15 protein-coding genes are annotated in these 16979 nt (G+C 67.5%); 12 read left to right on the top strand and 3 right to left on the bottom strand.

The window, feature by feature from the left end; all coding sequences use genetic code 11:
- Positions 1-9 precede the first annotated feature (9 nt).
- The 3 genes from BAY60_RS20480 to BAY60_RS20470 are packed head-to-tail and all read left to right on the top strand — an operon-like array spanning position 10 to position 2636.
- Positions 10-1002: an ABC transporter substrate-binding protein gene (locus tag BAY60_RS20480; RefSeq protein ID WP_112282669.1), complete on the top strand. Its 993-nt coding sequence runs from the start codon at positions 10-12 to the stop codon at positions 1000-1002.
- Positions 1003-1013: 11 nt separating this feature from the next.
- Positions 1014-1820, top strand: a complete 807-nt coding sequence (locus BAY60_RS20475; protein WP_112282668.1) for an ABC transporter permease — start codon at positions 1014-1016, stop codon at positions 1818-1820.
- A 39-nt stretch (positions 1821-1859) separates the two neighbouring features.
- A complete protein-coding gene (locus BAY60_RS20470; RefSeq protein ID WP_112282667.1) occupies positions 1860-2636 on the top strand; it encodes an alpha/beta fold hydrolase in 777 nt (258 codons plus the stop codon).
- A gap of 9 nt (positions 2637-2645) precedes the next feature.
- Here BAY60_RS20470 and BAY60_RS20465 read toward each other — a convergent pair whose 3' ends face one another.
- Positions 2646-3581 (bottom strand): TRAP transporter substrate-binding protein, encoded by a 936-nt coding sequence (locus BAY60_RS20465; protein ID WP_170160490.1) that lies wholly within the window; start codon positions 3579-3581, stop codon positions 2646-2648.
- On the opposite strand from BAY60_RS20465, the gene BAY60_RS20460 reads away from it, so the two are divergent.
- The 7 genes from BAY60_RS20460 to BAY60_RS20430 all read left to right on the top strand — a co-directional run bounded on the left by BAY60_RS20460 (position 3549) and on the right by BAY60_RS20430 (position 12804).
- Positions 3549-5189: an amidohydrolase family protein gene (locus tag BAY60_RS20460; RefSeq protein ID WP_245992715.1), complete on the top strand. Its 1641-nt coding sequence runs from the start codon at positions 3549-3551 to the stop codon at positions 5187-5189. The two genes, BAY60_RS20465 and BAY60_RS20460, sit on opposite strands and share 33 nt — an antisense overlap.
- Positions 5190-5298: 109 nt before the next feature.
- A complete protein-coding gene (locus tag BAY60_RS20455) occupies positions 5299-6399 on the top strand; it encodes an LLM class flavin-dependent oxidoreductase (RefSeq protein ID WP_112282712.1) in 1101 nt (366 codons plus the stop codon).
- Positions 6396-7196: a carboxymuconolactone decarboxylase family protein gene (locus tag BAY60_RS20450; RefSeq protein WP_112282664.1), complete on the top strand. Its 801-nt coding sequence runs from the start codon at positions 6396-6398 to the stop codon at positions 7194-7196. Before BAY60_RS20455 ends, BAY60_RS20450 begins: the two co-directional genes overlap by 4 nt.
- Positions 7197-7206: 10 nt before the next feature.
- Entirely contained in the window at positions 7207-8454 is a 1248-nt protein-coding gene (locus tag BAY60_RS20445) for a PucR family transcriptional regulator (protein WP_112282663.1), read from the top strand.
- A gap of 122 nt (positions 8455-8576) precedes the next feature.
- Positions 8577-10517 carry an acetoacetate--CoA ligase gene (locus BAY60_RS20440; protein WP_112282662.1) on the top strand — a complete coding sequence of 647 codons (1941 nt, stop codon included), beginning with the start codon at positions 8577-8579 and terminating at the stop codon, positions 10515-10517.
- Positions 10518-11930: an amidohydrolase family protein gene (locus BAY60_RS20435; RefSeq protein ID WP_112282661.1), complete on the top strand. Its 1413-nt coding sequence runs from the start codon at positions 10518-10520 to the stop codon at positions 11928-11930. It abuts the gene before it with no gap.
- A gap of 16 nt (positions 11931-11946) precedes the next feature.
- Positions 11947-12804 (top strand): SDR family oxidoreductase, encoded by an 858-nt coding sequence (locus BAY60_RS20430; protein WP_112282660.1) that lies wholly within the window; start codon positions 11947-11949, stop codon positions 12802-12804.
- A 410-nt stretch (positions 12805-13214) separates the two neighbouring features.
- On the opposite strand, the gene BAY60_RS37245 is transcribed toward BAY60_RS20430, so the two are convergent.
- Together BAY60_RS37245 and BAY60_RS20415 are read right to left on the bottom strand one after the other, a co-directional pair.
- The gene (locus BAY60_RS37245; RefSeq protein WP_170160484.1) at positions 13215-13520 is read right to left on the bottom strand and encodes a hypothetical protein; all 306 of its coding nucleotides are present in this window, start codon (positions 13518-13520) and stop codon (positions 13215-13217) included.
- Positions 13521-14481: 961 nt separating this feature from the next.
- On the bottom strand, positions 14482-15012 hold the full coding sequence (locus BAY60_RS20415) for a hypothetical protein (RefSeq protein ID WP_112282657.1): 531 nt from the start codon (positions 15010-15012) through the stop codon (positions 14482-14484).
- A gap of 152 nt (positions 15013-15164) precedes the next feature.
- On the opposite strand from BAY60_RS20415, the gene BAY60_RS20410 reads away from it, so the two are divergent.
- Positions 15165-15515, top strand: a complete 351-nt coding sequence (locus BAY60_RS20410) for a MarR family winged helix-turn-helix transcriptional regulator (protein ID WP_245992714.1) — start codon at positions 15165-15167, stop codon at positions 15513-15515.
- A gap of 210 nt (positions 15516-15725) precedes the next feature.
- Positions 15726-16919: a metallophosphoesterase family protein gene (locus BAY60_RS20405; RefSeq protein ID WP_112282655.1), complete on the top strand. Its 1194-nt coding sequence runs from the start codon at positions 15726-15728 to the stop codon at positions 16917-16919.
- The last annotated feature ends 60 nt before the right edge of the window (positions 16920-16979 follow it).

Genomic DNA, 16979 nt, shown 5'->3' with positions numbered 1-16979 from the left:
GTGAGAATCATGATCGAACGTTTCCGGTCGCGGCGCTCGACAGCCGCCGCGGTCGTCTCCGCGATGGGCCTCGCGTTGCTGGCGGCATGTGGCGGTGAATCCTCGCAAGCGGCATCCACCGACGGCCTCCGTGAGACGTCAATCGACGTCGGGCCGTTCGCCAACTTCACGCTGCCCTGGGTCGCACAGGAACTCGGCTACTTCGAGGACGAGGGCCTTCCCGTCGAGCTGGTCATCAACAACGGGGGCGCGACCGTGCAGCTACCGCTTGTCACCAGCGGCAAGCTCGACATCGGAGCGTCCAGCGCGGCCGACGTCATCCCGGCGATCGCCACGGGCGCGCCGTTGAAACTCCTGGCCAACGCAGGCAGCGTGCTCACCGAGGACCTCGAGAAGTCCTCGAACATGCTGATCTACAAGGACCCGGCCATCACCAGCGCCAAGGATCTGGAGGGCCGTACCGTGGCCTTCAACACGATCGGCGGCGCCCAGGAGGCGCTGGTCCGGCTCGCCGTCGAGGAGGACGGCGGAGATCCCGACCAGGTCGATTTCGTCCAACTGCCGGTCCAGAACATCCCCAAGGCAATCGACGAGGGCAAGGTCGACGCCGGCCAGGGCCTCGAGCCGTTCCTTCAGCAGGCCCGGGAGCTGAAGCTCCGTGAGTTGCTGTCGATCGGCAACATCCTGCCCGGCGCACCAGAATTCGCCTACTGGACGTCCGCCTCGTGGGCAGACGAACACCCGAAGGAGCTCGCGGCATTCCAGCGGGCGATCGGCAGGGCGGCCGTCGCTGCGGCCAAGGATCCCGGTCTGGTTCGTACGGCGCTCGAGAAGTACGGCAAGATCGACCCAGCCGTCGCGGCCAACGTTCGGAACGTCGGCCAGTTCACCGACGAAATTCCCGTGGCCAAGTTCGCCGAACTGGGTGACCTGCTCACCGAGAACGGTCTCGCCACGAGTCTTCCACGAGCGGACCAGTGGGTCCTGGACCCGCAGGCGTGACGGAGCCTCCCATGTCCACTCTGGTCGATCGCATCGTACCTCGTCGGCGCGGACCATCGGCCCGCGGTGTGTGGCTCGGCAGGGCGGCCGTTGTGGCCGCCCTACTGGGCTTCGTTCACCTGCTTGCCTCCGCCGACGTCGGCGGTGCCGGCACGATTCCGTCGCCAGTTGAGGTACTGAGGGCCCTGGTGGCCGAGGTACCGACCGGCGAGCTGGCACTCGCGGTCTGGGACACCGTCAGAGCGTGGTTCGTCGGTCTCGCACTGTCCGCCGTCGCGGGCGTCGCACTTGGCGCGCTGGTCGGAAGCTCCGACCTTGCCTACGGGGCGACCAAGGGCACCTTTGATTTCCTGCGGTCCGTCCCGCCGATCGCGTTGATTCCGTTGGCGGTACTGATCCTGGGCGTCACCGCGGACCTGAAGATCGTACTCGTCGTCTGGGTCTGCACCTGGCCGGTCCTGCTGCAGACCATGTCCGGCGTCCACGACGTCGAACCGCTGGCGAAGGACGCGGCACGTTCGATGCACATGAACCGGCGCCAAGTGCTTCGCTTCGTCACAGTCCCCGCCGCGATGCCCTACATCGGCACCGGCCTGCGTATCGCCGCGGTCATGGCGCTGCTGGTCTGCATCGGCGTCGAGCTTCTCGCCGGCGCGGCTGGCGTCGGCCAGCTGATCTTCTTCCATCAGACGTCGGGTCAGGGAGCGGAGATGTGGGCGACCATCGTCGTCGCGGCCGTTCTCGGCATCGCCGTCTCCCAGGTCTTCGGAGTGCTCGAGCGACGTGTCACACGGTGGCATCCCAGCCAGCGTGACTGACCTTCCCCGTCCCGGCCTGCACGCGTCAGAGAGGAAACTATGAAGACCGGCCATCGATTCATCCGGCTGAGCGGCGGGACGGTTCACGTCCGGCTGAGCGGCGGTGGGCGGCCGCTCCTGATGCTTCACAGCAATGGCCTGTCGTGGCATGAGTCGGCAGCGGTCATCGAACGGCTCGAAGCCGACCACGAGGTGATCGCCTGGGACATGCCGGGTCAAGGGGACTCGGACCCAATCCCCTGGGATCTGTCCATCGACGATTATGCCGACACGGCCGCCGAGCTGTTGACCGAGCTCGAGGTGGAGCCCGCACTTGTCGTCGGTACGTCGGTCGGCGCGTTCATCGCCATGTCGCTGGCGCGCCACCGGCCGGACCTGGTGGCGGGTCTGTGCCTCATCGAGTTCCAGTTCGCTGGACCTGCCTGGTTCGCGGCGAACTGGGAGACGGTCGAGAGGCTGTTCGCCGTGCCCACTATGAGCCGGGACGCGGTCGACGGGCGCCTCGTTCACCCGAGCACCGACGCTCTCTTCGCTCGGTGGAACATCGACCGCAACAAGGCCGGCAGTCGGTCCATGATGGGCGTGATGCGGGCCATCGGTCGATACGACGTGGCGGAGGCCGTCCGGGCGATCGAGACGCCTGTGGTCGCCGTCTTCGGCAACAGCGGTCCGACGGCGGCGAACGCATCCGCCGTCGAGGCGTGCCTCGACGGACGCGGCAGAGTCGAGCTCGTGGCCGACGCCGGCCACTTCGTGAGCATCGATCAGCCCGGCGACCTGGCGAGGATCGTGCGTGGCCTGAGCATGGAGCTGTGACGGCGTCGGCTAACGGAGCCTTCGGCCGATCTCGCTCTCGAGCAGGGCCCAGCGGTCGACGCCGAGGCGCTCGCGCCAACGCTGGTAGAACCCGGCTCGCGACAGCACGTCCTGCACGGCAGCGTGCTCCAGCGCGCCGACCACGCCGACCCGCTCGAAGCTTCGCAGCGCGCACTGGTTCTCCCTCCTGATGTCGGCGGCGTAGGCGTTGGCGTGTCGCATGCAGGCATCGGTGACGACGTCGCGAAGGCGAGGGTCCAGAGCGTGCCAGGTCGGTCCGTGCGCGGTCATCCAGAAGGTCGCCCACCGGATGTCAAGCACGGTCATCGAGTGATGGAGACCGGCGATGCCGAGCTGCTCGATCCCGTGTGGAGGCATCTCGACGCCTTGCACCGCCCCCTCTTCCAAGGCAGCGCGGACTCCCTGGAGATGCACCCGTCGCGGGTCCATGCCCAGTGCGACGTAGAGGTCCACCAGGAACGGAGAATTGGCAGTGCGGATCCGAAACCCGCGCATCTGCGCCGCCGTCTCGAACGGGGACGCCCGTACCGCCGGAATCTGGTTGTGGCCCTGGGGCCACAGACCCGGGATCACGTGCAGCCCGATCTCCGAGACGCTGGCCCGCACCCGTTCTCCCAGCACGCCCGAGAACACCTCGATCGCGTGCTCGTCCGAGTCGAACGCGTACGGGATGCCTTCGAACGCGACCTGCGGACACACACTGGCGAGCGGCATCCCCGAAACCGGATAGAAGTGCACATCCCCGCGCAGCGCCTTCTCGAGCATCGTGCCGGAGTTACCCGTCGCGCCCCACGGCACCACACTGACTGCGAGCGCACCTCGCGTGAGCTGGGCAACATCGTCCCAGAGCACCATGATGTGCTGGTTGAACGTCGAATCGGACGGCATGTCATGGACGCACCGCAGTGGTACTGGCTCGGTCATAGGTGCTCCTTCGAACCGGGTCCAGCCAGCGTCGCCGCAGAGGAGGGTCGTGAACATGTCCGAACCCGTGAGTTCTCGTGCGCCCTCCTGCCCCGATACCACATCGACGGCGGCTCCGAGCCCGGCTACGGTTACCTCATCGCGCCGCTGATCGAGCCGGCTACCGCAGTGAGGCGGGAGATCGCTATGACCAGCTCAATCCTGATCCGCGGAGGACAGGTGCTCCTCGGACCTGGCGGGGGAGAGCGACCACACTACGAGGCGGTGGTCGCGGATCTGCTCGTGGTTGACGGTCGCATCGCGCGGATCGAGCCCGAGATCGCGGCGCCCGACGTCGAGCTGCTCGCCGCCGACGGGACACTGGTCATCCCGGGGTTCGTCGACACCCATCGACACAACTGGCAGGCGGCGTTCCGATCTGTCGCCTCGGACTGGACACTCGCACAGTACGCGAACGCGATCCACGGACTGGTGAAGCCGCACATGACGCCCGAGGATATGGCTCTGGCCGTCGTCGCGGGCAGGGCCGAGGCGCTCCTCAGCGGTGTGACGACCATGGTGGACTGGGCCCACGGCGTGTCGTCTCCGGAGCATGCCGACGCCGTCCTTAGCGGCCTGCTGGATGTGCCCGGCCGTTCAGTGCTCGCCTACGCCGGCGGCTGGGGGTTGAACAGCGACGAGCCGATCGGCGAGGAGATCGCACGGGTCACCGCCGCGGTCCGGGCCGCCGGCTCCGACCTCCTCACGCCGGCGCTCGGCCTGCGTGGGCCGCAGTACAGCTCCCTCGCGACGACCGCTGACGACGTTCGCACGGCTCGGTCTCTGGACATCCCCGTCAGCGTCCACGGTGGCTCGGCGGGCTGGGGCAGGAACCGGCCCGTCGGCCAGCTCGAGAAGGCCGGGCTGCTGGACGAGCGGACGACCGTGATCCACGGCAACACACTGGCCGATGATGAACTCCGGATGATCGCGGACCGGGGCGCGTCCGCCTCGGTCAGTGCCGACGCCGAGATCCACATGGGATTCGGCTGGCCCGCCACGGGCAGGCTGCTGGCTGCCGGTGTGCGGCCCAGTCTGTCGATCGACGACTGCGCCGCCGTCGGTGGCGACATGTTCCGAGCGTTGCACTCTACACTCGTCGCCGAGCGCGGTGTGGCGAGCGCGGCCGACGACCGAGCACCGGACCGCCGAGGGCTCGCGCTTCGCGCCGCGGACGTGTTCGAGTTCGCCACCTACCGAGGCGCACGCGCCTGCGGCTTCGAGGACCTGGGGATGATCCGGGTCGGCGCCCAGGCCGACTTGATCGTCCTGGACATCTCCGATCTGTCGATGGCCCCGGCGAACCATCCGGTCGGCGCCATCGTGGGGTCGGGACATCCCGGGCTCGTTCGCGACGTCCTCGTCGCCGGTCGCGTGGTCAAGCGGGCCGGCCGGCCGGTCGGCGTGGACATCGCGGGGCTCGTGGCGCGACTGGTCGACTCGCGCGAGCGCATTTTGGACCGCATCGCCCAGAGCACCGGTCAGCGCCCCGCCACCGACGGCAGCTGGAACCCGCCGACCACCGGCTACACCAGCGAGGACGCGAGGCGCTCCGCCGCTGCTCGCTGACGTCACGGATTGCGGCAATTCGCAGGCGAAATTGGACGACCGACGTCAGGGTCACGCGGGAGTCGTTCGGATCTACTGACCTTGCCGCCTGACGACAATGGAGTTCCCGATGCGACTTGGTTACTTCGCGATGCCCATGCATCCAGATACCCGACCCTGGGCAGAGACGCTTGCCGACGACCGCGACGCGGTAATCCTGGCCGACCGCCTGGGCTTTCACGACGCCTTCATCGGCGAGCACCTGACTGATCGCCTGGAGAACATCACAAACAGCATGATCTTCCAAGCTTCGCTCATTCACAGCACCCAGCAGATCAGGCTCGCGACGGGCACCACCAACCTGTCCCACATGCACCCAGCACTGGTGGCTGCGAACGCCGCCATGATGGACCACCTGAGCGGCGGGCGGTTCATCCTCGGCGTCAGCCCCGGGGCGCTGCCCTCCGATGCCGAGATCCTCGGCATCCTCGACGAGGACCGCAACGTAATGTTCGCCGACGCGATCGACACGATCCTCCGGATCTGGCAGGACAAGGCGCCATACGACATCGAATCCAGCAACGGCTTCTTCACGGCGAGAACCACGCGCACATACCACGCCGGCCTCGGTCTCGGCGCCGTCCGCGGGCCCCTGCAGCAGCCGCGTCCGGAGATCGTCGGCACGGTGGTCGCTCCCTTCTCCAAGGGAGTCATCGCCATGGGACAGCGGGACTTCCATCCGTTGTCGGCCAACTTCCTCCTTCCGCAGTGGCTCCGCGGCCACTGGGACAACTACCTGACGGGGGCTGGGGAGCGTGCCGACACGGCGGACTGGCGGGTGGCGCGCACGATCTTCGTCGCCGCCGACGACCGGACCGCGCGCCGCTACGCGCTCGAGGATGCTCGCAGCCCGTACCGCTTCTACTACGATCAGATGCTGCGGAAGATGACCTACGGCGGTCGTCTCGAGTTGTTCAAGCACAGCCGTAGCCAGCCCGACGAGGAGGTCACGCTTGAGTCGATCCTGGACAGTCTGGTCATCTGCGGCTCGCCGCAGCACGTCGCCGAGCAGATCATCCAGCTCATCGAGACGACGGGTGATTTCGGGGAGATTGTGTACGCTGGCCTGGACTGGGTCGACGCCGAGTTGGGGCGCACGTCGATGACGCTGATGGCCGAGCAGGTGATGCCCCTGGTGAACGACTGGCTGGCGAAGGAGCGGGTCGCGTGAAGGAGGAGCCGCGGTCCGGGGCCGCGCTGATTGACCAACTGGTGTCCGAACGTGGAGACATCTTCCGGGAGTTCGAGTTGCTCGCGTTCGAGCGTCCCCGCACACTCCAGTTCATGCACCAGTGTGCTGGCTACGTCCATCACTACGCCGGGCAGACGGCCGATGACCAGGTGCTGTCCCCGCAGTTCCGCGAGCTCATCGCCACCGCGCAGCTCGTCGCTCGACGCGACCACAACTTCGCTCCGAACCACGTGCGGCGCCTCTATCGCATGGGTGTCACCGACTGCGTGATCATCGAAGCTGCCGAAGCCGTCGCGCCGGTGGAGGGATGGTCGACGATCGGCGGAGTCTGCCGGGCGATCGAGACCGCCAACGACTCCTCGTACCCCGCAGGGGAGATGCCTGAGGGTGGCCGCCCGCGCGACCTGGTCCCATTCGCGGAGATGGGCCTTCCCGATCTCGGCCGCGACCATCGTGCTGACGGGACAGCACTGCTGGGCACCTGGTCGAAGGTCGCCGAGCTCGACGCGGAACTGGCGAGGAGGTTCGAAACCTTCGTAGCCCACTGCCTCTTCTGGTCCGACGAGGAGCGTGTGCTCCCGTCGACGGCCCGCCAGCTCATCGCGATCGCCGCCTTGTGTGCCAGGGGCCTAGCCGAACTTGCCCGCCAGCACATGCGCCTCGCCCTCGACGCCGGCGCCGACGAGCGGCAGATCCTCGAGGCGGTTTCGGCTGTGCTTCCCATGACAGGATCCGCCACCATGGTCGTAGCGATCGAGGCGCTACGGAGCCGCTGAGACGAGGAGGATGACCCTGGGGCACACAGGCGGCCCGCTGGGGTGGCCGGGACATCTCCCGGAATGGGCGAGGTCCGAGATCGCTTCCTGGAACATCGCGGACACGATCGAGCTGATCGTGGACGCAGAGTCAGCGCGTATCTATGCCGAACGCGAGGGCGAGGCGGGCTTCGTAGACCAGCTGCGGTCGAGCGTCTCGGAGAACGTGAGACGTCTCCACGGCTACGTCCTCGGCGACGTCGACCTCGGTCTGCTCGACCTGCAGGACCCTCGCGAGTTCGCTCGCACCCAGGCGCAGTTGGGCATCTCGCACGGTGTTCTCCAGAGCTCGTACCGCCTGGGCACGCTCACCCTCTGGCGTGACTGGAGCGAACGGCTGACAGCCACGGCAGAATCGTCCGACGTGGCCGACCATGACCTGGCCGAGGCGATGCGCATCATGACCGATCGCATCTTCACGTACCAGGACTTCGCCATGGGGCTCGTCTCGACGAGCTTCACCGACCATGAGCAGTCGCTGCGCCGCACCGGTGAACAGCTCCGCCTCGGCCTGGTGCGCGACCTCATCGCCGGCAACGACTCGGTGCACCCGGCGGACAGCTTCATGACCCTCCAGTACGACCTGTCGATCAACCACGTGTGCGGCCTGTTCCCCGGAGTGGCCAACGCCGTCGCGGCGCAGGTCGCGCAACGGGTGCGTGGTGCGCTGCCCTCGGTCAGCACCCTGGTGGCGAGGCTCGACGCGGCGACGGTCGGGGTGTGGTTCGGCCGTCCGAAGCAGTGGAGGCCGGCGCAGGTCGCGGAGCTGGTGGAGCAGCTCATGCGCTGCGGCGTCACTGTCTCGCTCGGTGACCCGGGAGCGGGCACCGAGGGGTTCCGCAGCTCCTATCGCGACGCGACCCGTGCCCAAGCCGTGCGCCGAGTCTGGCAGAAACCCCCAGCGGTTCTGCGCTACTCGGAGGTCAGCCTCGAGTCGATGCTGGTCGATGACCTCGAGACGGCTGAGAAGTTCGTCGCCAAGGAACTGGGTGAGCTGGCCGAGGACACGCCGGCCGCGCGCCGGCTCCGGGAGACCCTCCTTGCTTCCTTCAGCGCCGGAAGCCACGTGGCGACAGCCGAGATGATCAACGTGCACGAGCACACGGTCCGCAATCGGCTGGCCCGCATCGAGGAGATCCTTGGAGGCACGCTGGCAACCCGGCGGATCGAGCTTCAGGTGGCGCTGAGGATCAAGCGGCTTCTGGACACTTCGGGTTGAGACCAGTCGGCTCGAACCACCATGGTCGAGCTCATTTCACGGATTACGCCATCCCCAACGGGTGTTCACCGCCGAATAATCGCAGCGTCAGACGTCACGGAAACAGACGGGTGCCGCCGCGCATGAAGACCTCGGTTCATCCCACCGGATCCCGCATCGCCGAGTTCGCCCGGTTCGTCGACGGAAGGCACGGGACCGACCTGTCGGACTACTGGCGTCTGTGGCGCTGGTCCATCGACGAGCCGGGTGCCTTCTGGAACGCCGTCTGGGACTCGCTGACCGGCCTCGGCCGGCACGGCGCGCCCGCGGTGCAGTCGACCAGGATGCCGGTGAGGACGTGGTACGCCGGAGAGACACTGAGCTATGCCGCCGCGGCCAAGACGGGTATCGCCGCCGAGTCACGACCGGACTCGCTCGCGCTGATCGCTCTGACCGAGGACGGGCCACCAACCCGGGTGACCCGGGCAGAACTCGCCCGTCAGGTCGGTGCCTTCGCCACGACTCTCCGGGACGCCGGGGTCGGCGCGGCCGACCGAGTCGTGGCGTACCTGCCGAACGGCCCAGAGGCGGTGGTGGCATTCCTCGCGGCGGCGAGCGTCGGGGCGACATGGTCGGTCGTCGGGCAAGACTACCCCGGACCCGCCGCCATCGACCGGCTCGCGCAGCTCGATCCGGCCGTGCTCATCACCGGCCCGGGATACCAGTTCGGTGGCCGCTACCGTGATTGCGGCGATGACGTACGTGCCCTGGTCGACGCCCTGCCCCAGCTGTGCACTGTGGTACTCACCGGCCCCGTTGCCGGGGTTGACGCGCGGACCTGGGCATCGTGTGTCGAGCACGACGCACCGTGGGAGCCTGACCCGCTCTCGTTCTCCCACCCGCTCTGGGTGCTGTTCTCGTCCGGCACGACCGGGCTTCCCAAGGGCATCGTCCACTCCCATGGCGGCGTGACCCTGGAGCACCTCAAGACGATGGCGCTTCACTACGACCTGGGACCGGACGACGTCTTCTGGTGGTACACCAGCCCGACCTGGATGGTGTGGAACATCCAGGTGGCGGCCCTGCTCGTCGGGTCGACCATCGTGTGCTACTCGGGCAGCCCTGCCTGGCCCACCGCGGACACCGTCTGGAGCACCGCGGCCGAGCTGGACGTGACGGTACTCGGCACGAGCCCCGCCTACCTCATGGCGACGGAGCGGGCAGGCCACCGCCCGGGAACGGACTACGACCTGCGCCGGCTGCGGGTCGTCGGCTCCACCGGATCCACGCTGCCTGCGGCCACCTCCCGATGGGCAGCCACGGCGCTCGGAGACATGCCGCTGGTCTCCAGCACGGGCGGCACCGATGTCGTCACGGCACTGGCGGGGTGGGCACCGGGCCTTCCGGTGACGCCGGGGGAGATCTCGGCGCCGGCACTGGGCGTCGCACTCGAGGCGTGGGACGACAACGATCGTCCGGTTGTCGACGCGGTGGGCGATCTGGTGATCACCCAGCCGATGCCGACCATGCCGATCGGACTCTGGAACGACCCGAATGGGCAGCGATACCGCGCCGCCTACTACGACCGGCGTCCGGGGGTGTGGACCCACGGTGACTGGGTGACCTGCACGTCCCGGGGCAGCGTGATCGTCCACGGGCGATCGGACTCGACGCTCAACCGCAACGGAGTCCGCATGGGTAGTGCGGACCTCTACCAGGCCGTCGAGCGCCTGCCCGAGATCGCCGACTCCCTGGTGCTCGGGATCGAGTTGCCCGGCGGTGGCTACTGGATGCCCCTCTACGTCGTGCCGGCACCAGAGACCAGCATGGACGACCGGTTGCGGGAACGCATCCGTGCCGTGATCCGCGACTACGCCTCACCCCGGCACGTGCCCGACGAGATCCTGTGGGCGCCGGCGATTCCGCGCACCAGGACGGGCAAGAAGCTGGAGGTTCCTCTCAAGCGGATCGCCCAGGGCCATGATGCGGCGGCCAGCCTGGAGCTCAGCGCGGTCGACGATCCGTCGGCCCTGGAATGGTTCATCGACCAGCTCACCGGCGTCACCAGCGCTTCAGACAGCTAGATGTCAGTGCTCATCGGCGGCGTCCAGGCCGTCACGATGGACCCGTCGCTCGGTATCGTCGACCGGTGCGACATTCTCATCGGCGATAACGGCCGGATTCTGGACGTCGCCGAGTCGCCGTCACCGATGCCGGAGGGCGTGACCGACGTCCTCGACGGTGACGGGCTGATCGCCATCCCAGGACTGATCGACACGCATCGCCATGCCTGGCTGGAACTCTTCCGCGGCCTGACGGCCGATATGACGGTCCGCGACTATCGGCAGCTGACGAAGTCTGGGCTCGCCGAGCACGTCACGCCCGAAGCCGTACGCCTCGCCACGCTGGTCGGCGATCTGGTAGCGCTGGAGGCTGGGATCACCACTGTCGCCGATCTGGCGCACATCGGGAGGACGCGCGATCATCTCGAGGCGTCGGTGCAAGGCCACCAGGACTCCGAGATCCGGGCGGTCCTCGCTCACACGCCGCCGAACGGCGACAGCAAGAACTGGTACGCCGCGAGCGAGCGGAGGCATCCACGGGAGATCCGCTGGCTCCGAGACATCCTGCACGGCGACGACGCGCTCGTCACGCTGGCGATGGGGGCACGCCCGCGGCACTGCGTCGCACAGGGGGTGATGGAGGACGACGTCGCGGTAGCGCGCGAACTCGGTGTCCGCCTGATCTATGACGGGATCGGGGCGGCGACGGGCGGCGGAGGCGAAGTCTCACGGTGGTCTCACGAGGACCACCGGACGATCGCCGGACTGGTCCGGTCTGGACTTCTGGGCCCGGATATGGGGTTCGTGCATGGCAACCATCTGACCGAGGACGAGCTGGCGCTGATCGCTGACCACGGTGCGGGGTTGAGCGTCGCGCCGGAGGTGGAGATGCTCAGCGGGTACGGACTCCCCGTGTTCGGACGCGACCTCGTCCAGCCCGGTCTGACGCTCGCGCTGTCGACGGACGTCGCCACGTACGTCGCCCCCTCCCTGCTCTCCGCGATGCGGACGATGCTGATGCTCGCCCGGGGCCGGGCTGCCAGCCGTGCCTACGATCTGCAACGCGATGAGCCACCCCTCGTCCCCGCTCTCAGCGCGCTCGGCGCTGCGACGACCGCGGCTGCGCGATTCCTCGGCTTGGAGCGCCGGATCGGCAGTCTGAGCCCCGGCAAGGACGCCGACGTCACGCTGGTCGATCGCCGCGGAGTCCACCTCTCGGGGGTCCGGGACCCCGTCGCAGCGGTCGTACTGTTCGCACACGCCGGAGACGTACGCCATGTCCTCGTGCGCGGACGCATCCTCAAACGAGACCACGCCATCGCGCACGCCGGGCTGGCCGGCCTGGCCGGAGAACTCGGCGAGCTCGGGTCGCGCATCCTCGATCAGCATCGGGTCCGCCGTGGTGACGAGGCGAGTCCAACATGGAACTTCTGACGACAAGGAGCGCCAGATGACACTGGTAGGCAGGACTCTCGTGATCTCCGGAGGGAGCCGCGGCATAGGCGAGGCCATCGCGGTACGCGCTGCTCGGGACGGCGCGAATGTCGCACTCCTGGCGAAGACGTCGGAGCCCCATCCCGCACTACCTGGCACGATCCACACAGCCGCGGCGGCGATCGAGGAAGCCGGCGGCCGTGCGCTCCCCCTCGTGGGCGACATCCGGGACGACGCGTTCGTGGAGGCCGCCGTGCGTGAGGTCGCGGACACATTCGGTGGTATCGACGTGGTTGTCAACAACGCCAGCGCGATCGACCTGTCGTCGACCGGGTACATCTCCATGAAGAAGTACGACCTGATGAGTGACATCAATACGCGGGGCGCCTTCCACCTGTCTCAGCGGAGCATCCCCTACCTTCGGGCGTCGGAGAACCCGCACATCTTGACCCTGTCGCCGCCCATCTCGCTCGACCGCAAATGGTTCTCCACGCACACCGCCTACACCATAGCCAAGTACGGGATGAGCCTTCTGACCATCGGCCTGAGCGAGGAGTTGCGCAACGACGGCATCGCGGCAAATTCGCTGTGGCCCCGGACCGCCATCGACACCGCTGCCGTTCGCAACGTCATTGGCGGCGATCTGGCACGCCGATCGCGCACAGCGGCCATCATGGCAGACGCCGCACACGCGATCCTGGTGCGGGACAGCCGCACCTACACGGGCAACCTCGTCATCGACGACGACATCCTCTCCGAAGCCGGTGTCACCGACTTCAGTCGCTACCTCAACGGCGGATCCGAAGCGGATCTCGTGCTCGACATGTGGGTCGAGCCCAAGGGTGGCGCGGTAGCCCGGTTCCGGCTCGGCTGACCTCATGCCGCACGCCGGCCGCCAAGACCGCTCACCGTCCACGGGCGGAGTGGATCTCGCTCGCCAACGGTGTCGTAGTCCTGGTGCGCGACGTACGATGACGACGCCAGCGACGGCCTGACCCGCACTCATGAAGGTTCCTGGCGGACTTGGCACTTCGCCGGTTGCGGGTGCGCGCTCAACCTGTCCTCGCTCGTATCGAGATCGCGCGGATCTCCGCGGCCGGAACGGCGTCGGCCAGCTGCTCAGGGCCACAACCTCTCGCTCGCGATCGCCGCGCCCTCGCCGAGTGCACGCAGCTTCGCCCACGCGATCCCCTCGTGCCCGACGCGGGAACCGATCCCGCAATCCGTACCGCCGCCGTGGGATGTCCTGATATGTCCGTCGTTGCGTCGCATGATGTTCCCGCCTCAGGTGGTTCGGACGAACTTCTGGAGTTGGTGGTCGCCGAGGCTCGCGGGGACCCGGCCGGCCTGGACGCCGAAGGTGCCGGTCACCTCCGCGACATAGACGTCGCCCACGGAGTCCACGGCGATCGCGTGCGGAGCGACGAAAGTCCCCGGCCGCGCATTGTGGTCGACGCGCCCCAGCGGGCGACGACGGTCCCGGCCGGGTCGAAAGACCGTGACGCGGCCCGGGAGGTCGACCGGTGTGGTGCCGCGGTTGAACGAGGCGGTGCCACGGGGTCGCCACAGCTGCACCAAGGTCGGCGACATGGTCGTCTTCGCCCCCATGGTCCCGTGTGGACAGTGCAGGAAGTGCACCGGTGGACGGCCTGCCGCGTGTGCCGCCCGGCGATGTTCGGTGCGCCTTCTGGTCACTCCTGACCGGGATGGTCGCCAGTATCCGACGGCCACGCAGGGAAGCACGGTGGGCCCGCGCGGAGTAGGCCTTGTTCGCCAGCACCACCCGATCTGGTCGCGTTCGGGGGCGTGAGCGCTGGCTTCACGCCCGGATACTTAGTTCAGAGCCAGGGATGCCAGGGCGATCGCGGCTGATGCGCTGGCTGCGATCGCTGAAATCGACGCAGCTACCCCGCCAATGTTGGATAGAACGCGACCAGCAAGTTTACCCCACATGCTGAACTGCATGGACATTTTGAGCTTTTGCCACTTATGTTGACGAAGATGGCATCCGAGTAATATTCCATAAGCATTGTTTCTGCATGGCTCTTCGTTCCGTGTAACCGCGCAGCACCACATGGGTGCTTGAAAGAGCGTGTAGATCAGAACGAGTGTGGACAAGACCGCATCCAAAGTGGTGAGAAGTCAGCACCGAACCAGCCGTAGCCTACGACCCCCAGAAGTAGGTACCCCCACAGCTGCCCAATCTTTCTCTTGGTAGCAGCTCTCATGAAGTCAGATTTGCAGGACCTGCCGCCATATCGATACCTCCATGCGGATGATTTCGTCCGTCTGACAGTGTGAGGACTTTCTGTACTGTTACGAGTCGTTCTACCGGGGGTCGCGCGGGCGGAACCGGCGCTTTCCCGCGGCGGGACAGTACTCGCAGAGGCGTGGCACGGAGGATTCTGCGGGTGCGATCGCAGTCGCGCTTCGTCGGCGCCGGACTGGCGCTGGCGTGAGATCCGCCAGGTGGTTCCGGGTGCCAGTCACGGCCGGCACGGCCGCCGCGATTCCGGGCGTACCGCGCCGACCGGGGCAGGCGCGAGGTCCGTTACACGGATGCTGGGCTCGTCGGCGCCGCCGATCGCTCCTCCACCGATCGGTGAAAGATGGCCACGAGGGCAAACCAGACCAGGATGCAGATGCCGGCCGGACTGAGGAACGACTCAGGAAGTACGTTCCCCACAAAGGAATACGAGGCGAGCCAGAGCCCCGTGATCGTGCCGACGACGGTGACCGGCCAGGCCTTACTGACCAGCGAACTCGACACGATCCACACGCCGGCGAGCACATGCCCGCCGAGCCGGACTGCCCAGGCCGTGTCGTACGGGATGTCGTTGATCATCAGGATGCCGGCGAGCACGTCCAGAGTCACCCAGCCGTAGCCGGCGGCCTTGGCCCACGATGGCGCATCCAGGCGCGAAATGAGGAAGAGGATGGAAAGGTGGAAGAAGACGCCCAGGTATTCCCCCCACGCCACGTCTGGATTCACGAAGAAGGCGATGACAGCTGGGAAGAACAGCACGAGTGGAAGAAGCGCCACAGCGCGCAGGCTGAGGTAGTGCCGTCGGGCATCGAGCATCGCAGAAGTCCTTACGTGCGGGTCGCCTTGTAAGGTCGAATACTAGAAGGGGTGATGTTGATATGTCAACAGTAGGCCCGGGGGAGGCCACTGAGCTGTGGCTGCTGTGGAAGCGCGCGCACGAGACGGTTCGCGCCGCGGTCGTCGCCGACATGACCACAGCGTCCGGCCTCTCGGAGTCCGAGCTGAGCGTCCTGGTGTGTCTGTACGAATCGGGCGGCGTCCTCCGGCAGAACGCCCTCGCCGCCGTCCTGGGCTGGGATCGGACCCGGCTCTCGCACCAACTGACCAGGATGGAGAAACGTGGCTACGTGGCGCGCGACAAGGTGGCGAACGGCGTTGAAGTCGCGCTGCGACCGGAGGGTCGCCGCACGATCGAGGCGTCGGTGCCAGCCCTGAACGCCTCGACCCGTCGCCACCTGCTGGACCGGCTCGGGCCCGACGACGCGTCAGCACTCAAGGCCATCGTCGAGCGATTGCTGTTGAGCGACAGCAGCCGTTGAAACGCCCCAGTCCGTCTCGGATGCGGTCGCCGAGCGACGACGGCCGCAGTGGGTATTCGGTGCTCGGTGCAGACCGGCACGGTCAGAGCACCGGGCGTAAGTTGCCCAGATGTTCACGGTTTCGCCGCATGGAGCTAGCCATGCCGCACCGTGCGGTCGCGATCCGCCGATAACGTCCGCGTGCCCGAGAACCGACACCCAAGGACGACGATGAACGAACAGCCCGACCTTTCCGCGACCCCCGAATCGATCGAAGCCGGCGTCGGCAGACGCCAGTTCATGGCGCTGGGCGGCCTGGGCGCCGCGACCGTGGCGCTCGGCGCCGCGACTCCTGCCGCGTCGGCGGCGCCCGCGCCGGCCAGCCGGAAGCTGCGTTTCCGGGCCGACGGCACGTACAAGATCGTGCAGTTCAACGACACCCAGGACGACGAGCGCATCGACCGCCGCACCCTGGAGCTGATGGACGCCGTGCTGGACGACCAGCGGCCTGGCCTGGTCATCCTCAACGGCGACAACATCACCGGCGGCTGCGACAGCGAGCTGGAGATGCGGCAGGCGATGAACAACGTCGTGCGGCCGATGGAGGACCGAAGGATCCCGTGGGCCATCACCTACGGCAACCACGACGAGGACTCCACCGCGAAGGGCGGTCTCGACGAGCCCGCGATGCTGGAGTTCTACCGTTCCTACGCCTACAACGTCAACGAGCGGGGCCCGCGCGGCGTCACCGGCACCGGCAACATGAACCTGTTCATCCACGGTTCACGGGGCACCAAGCCGGTGTTCAACCTGTGGCTGCTCGACAGCGGCCGCTACGCGCCCGACACCATCGCCGGGCAGGACTTCGCGGGCTACCCCACCTGGGACTGGCTGCGGATGGACCAGGTGGCCTGGTACTTCCAGCGGTCCGTGGAGATCGAGCGGCAGGTCGGCCGCACGGTGCCGGGGCTGATGTTCATCCACATTCCGTTGTGGGAGTACCGCTTCATGTGGTTCGGCAGCGTCGACGGCCGCACCGACGCCGACCACGCGCGCGCCGTGGCCCGGCATGGCATCGTCGGTGAGCGCAACGAGGAGGAGTGCCCCGGGCCGTTCAACAGTGGCATGTTCAACGCGATCCTCGCCCGCGGTGACGTCAAGGGCGTCTTCTGCGGGCACGACCACGTCAACACCTACCACGGCAACTACTACGGCGTGCTCCTCGGTTACGCCGGCAACACCGGCTTCGGCACCTACGGACTGTCCGGTGCCGAGCGCAACCGGCTGCGCGGGGCCCGTGTGTACACCCTGAACGAGCACACCGAGGACGTGCTGGAGAGCACCTACATGGTCTTCGCCAAGGACTACGGGATCGACCTGACGGCGAACGACCAGAGCATCGATCCGGTGCCGCTGCGGTCCTGATCGGACGTTCCGGGCCGCTGGAGGCCGTTCCGGCGGCCCGGGTGGCGGCGCGACCTCCTC

The sequence above is a fragment of the Prauserella muralis genome, from assembly GCF_003202285.1.
GTDB lineage: Bacteria > Actinomycetota > Actinomycetes > Mycobacteriales > Pseudonocardiaceae > Prauserella_B > Prauserella_B muralis.
This window is presented reverse-complemented; position numbering and strand designations above follow the sequence as displayed.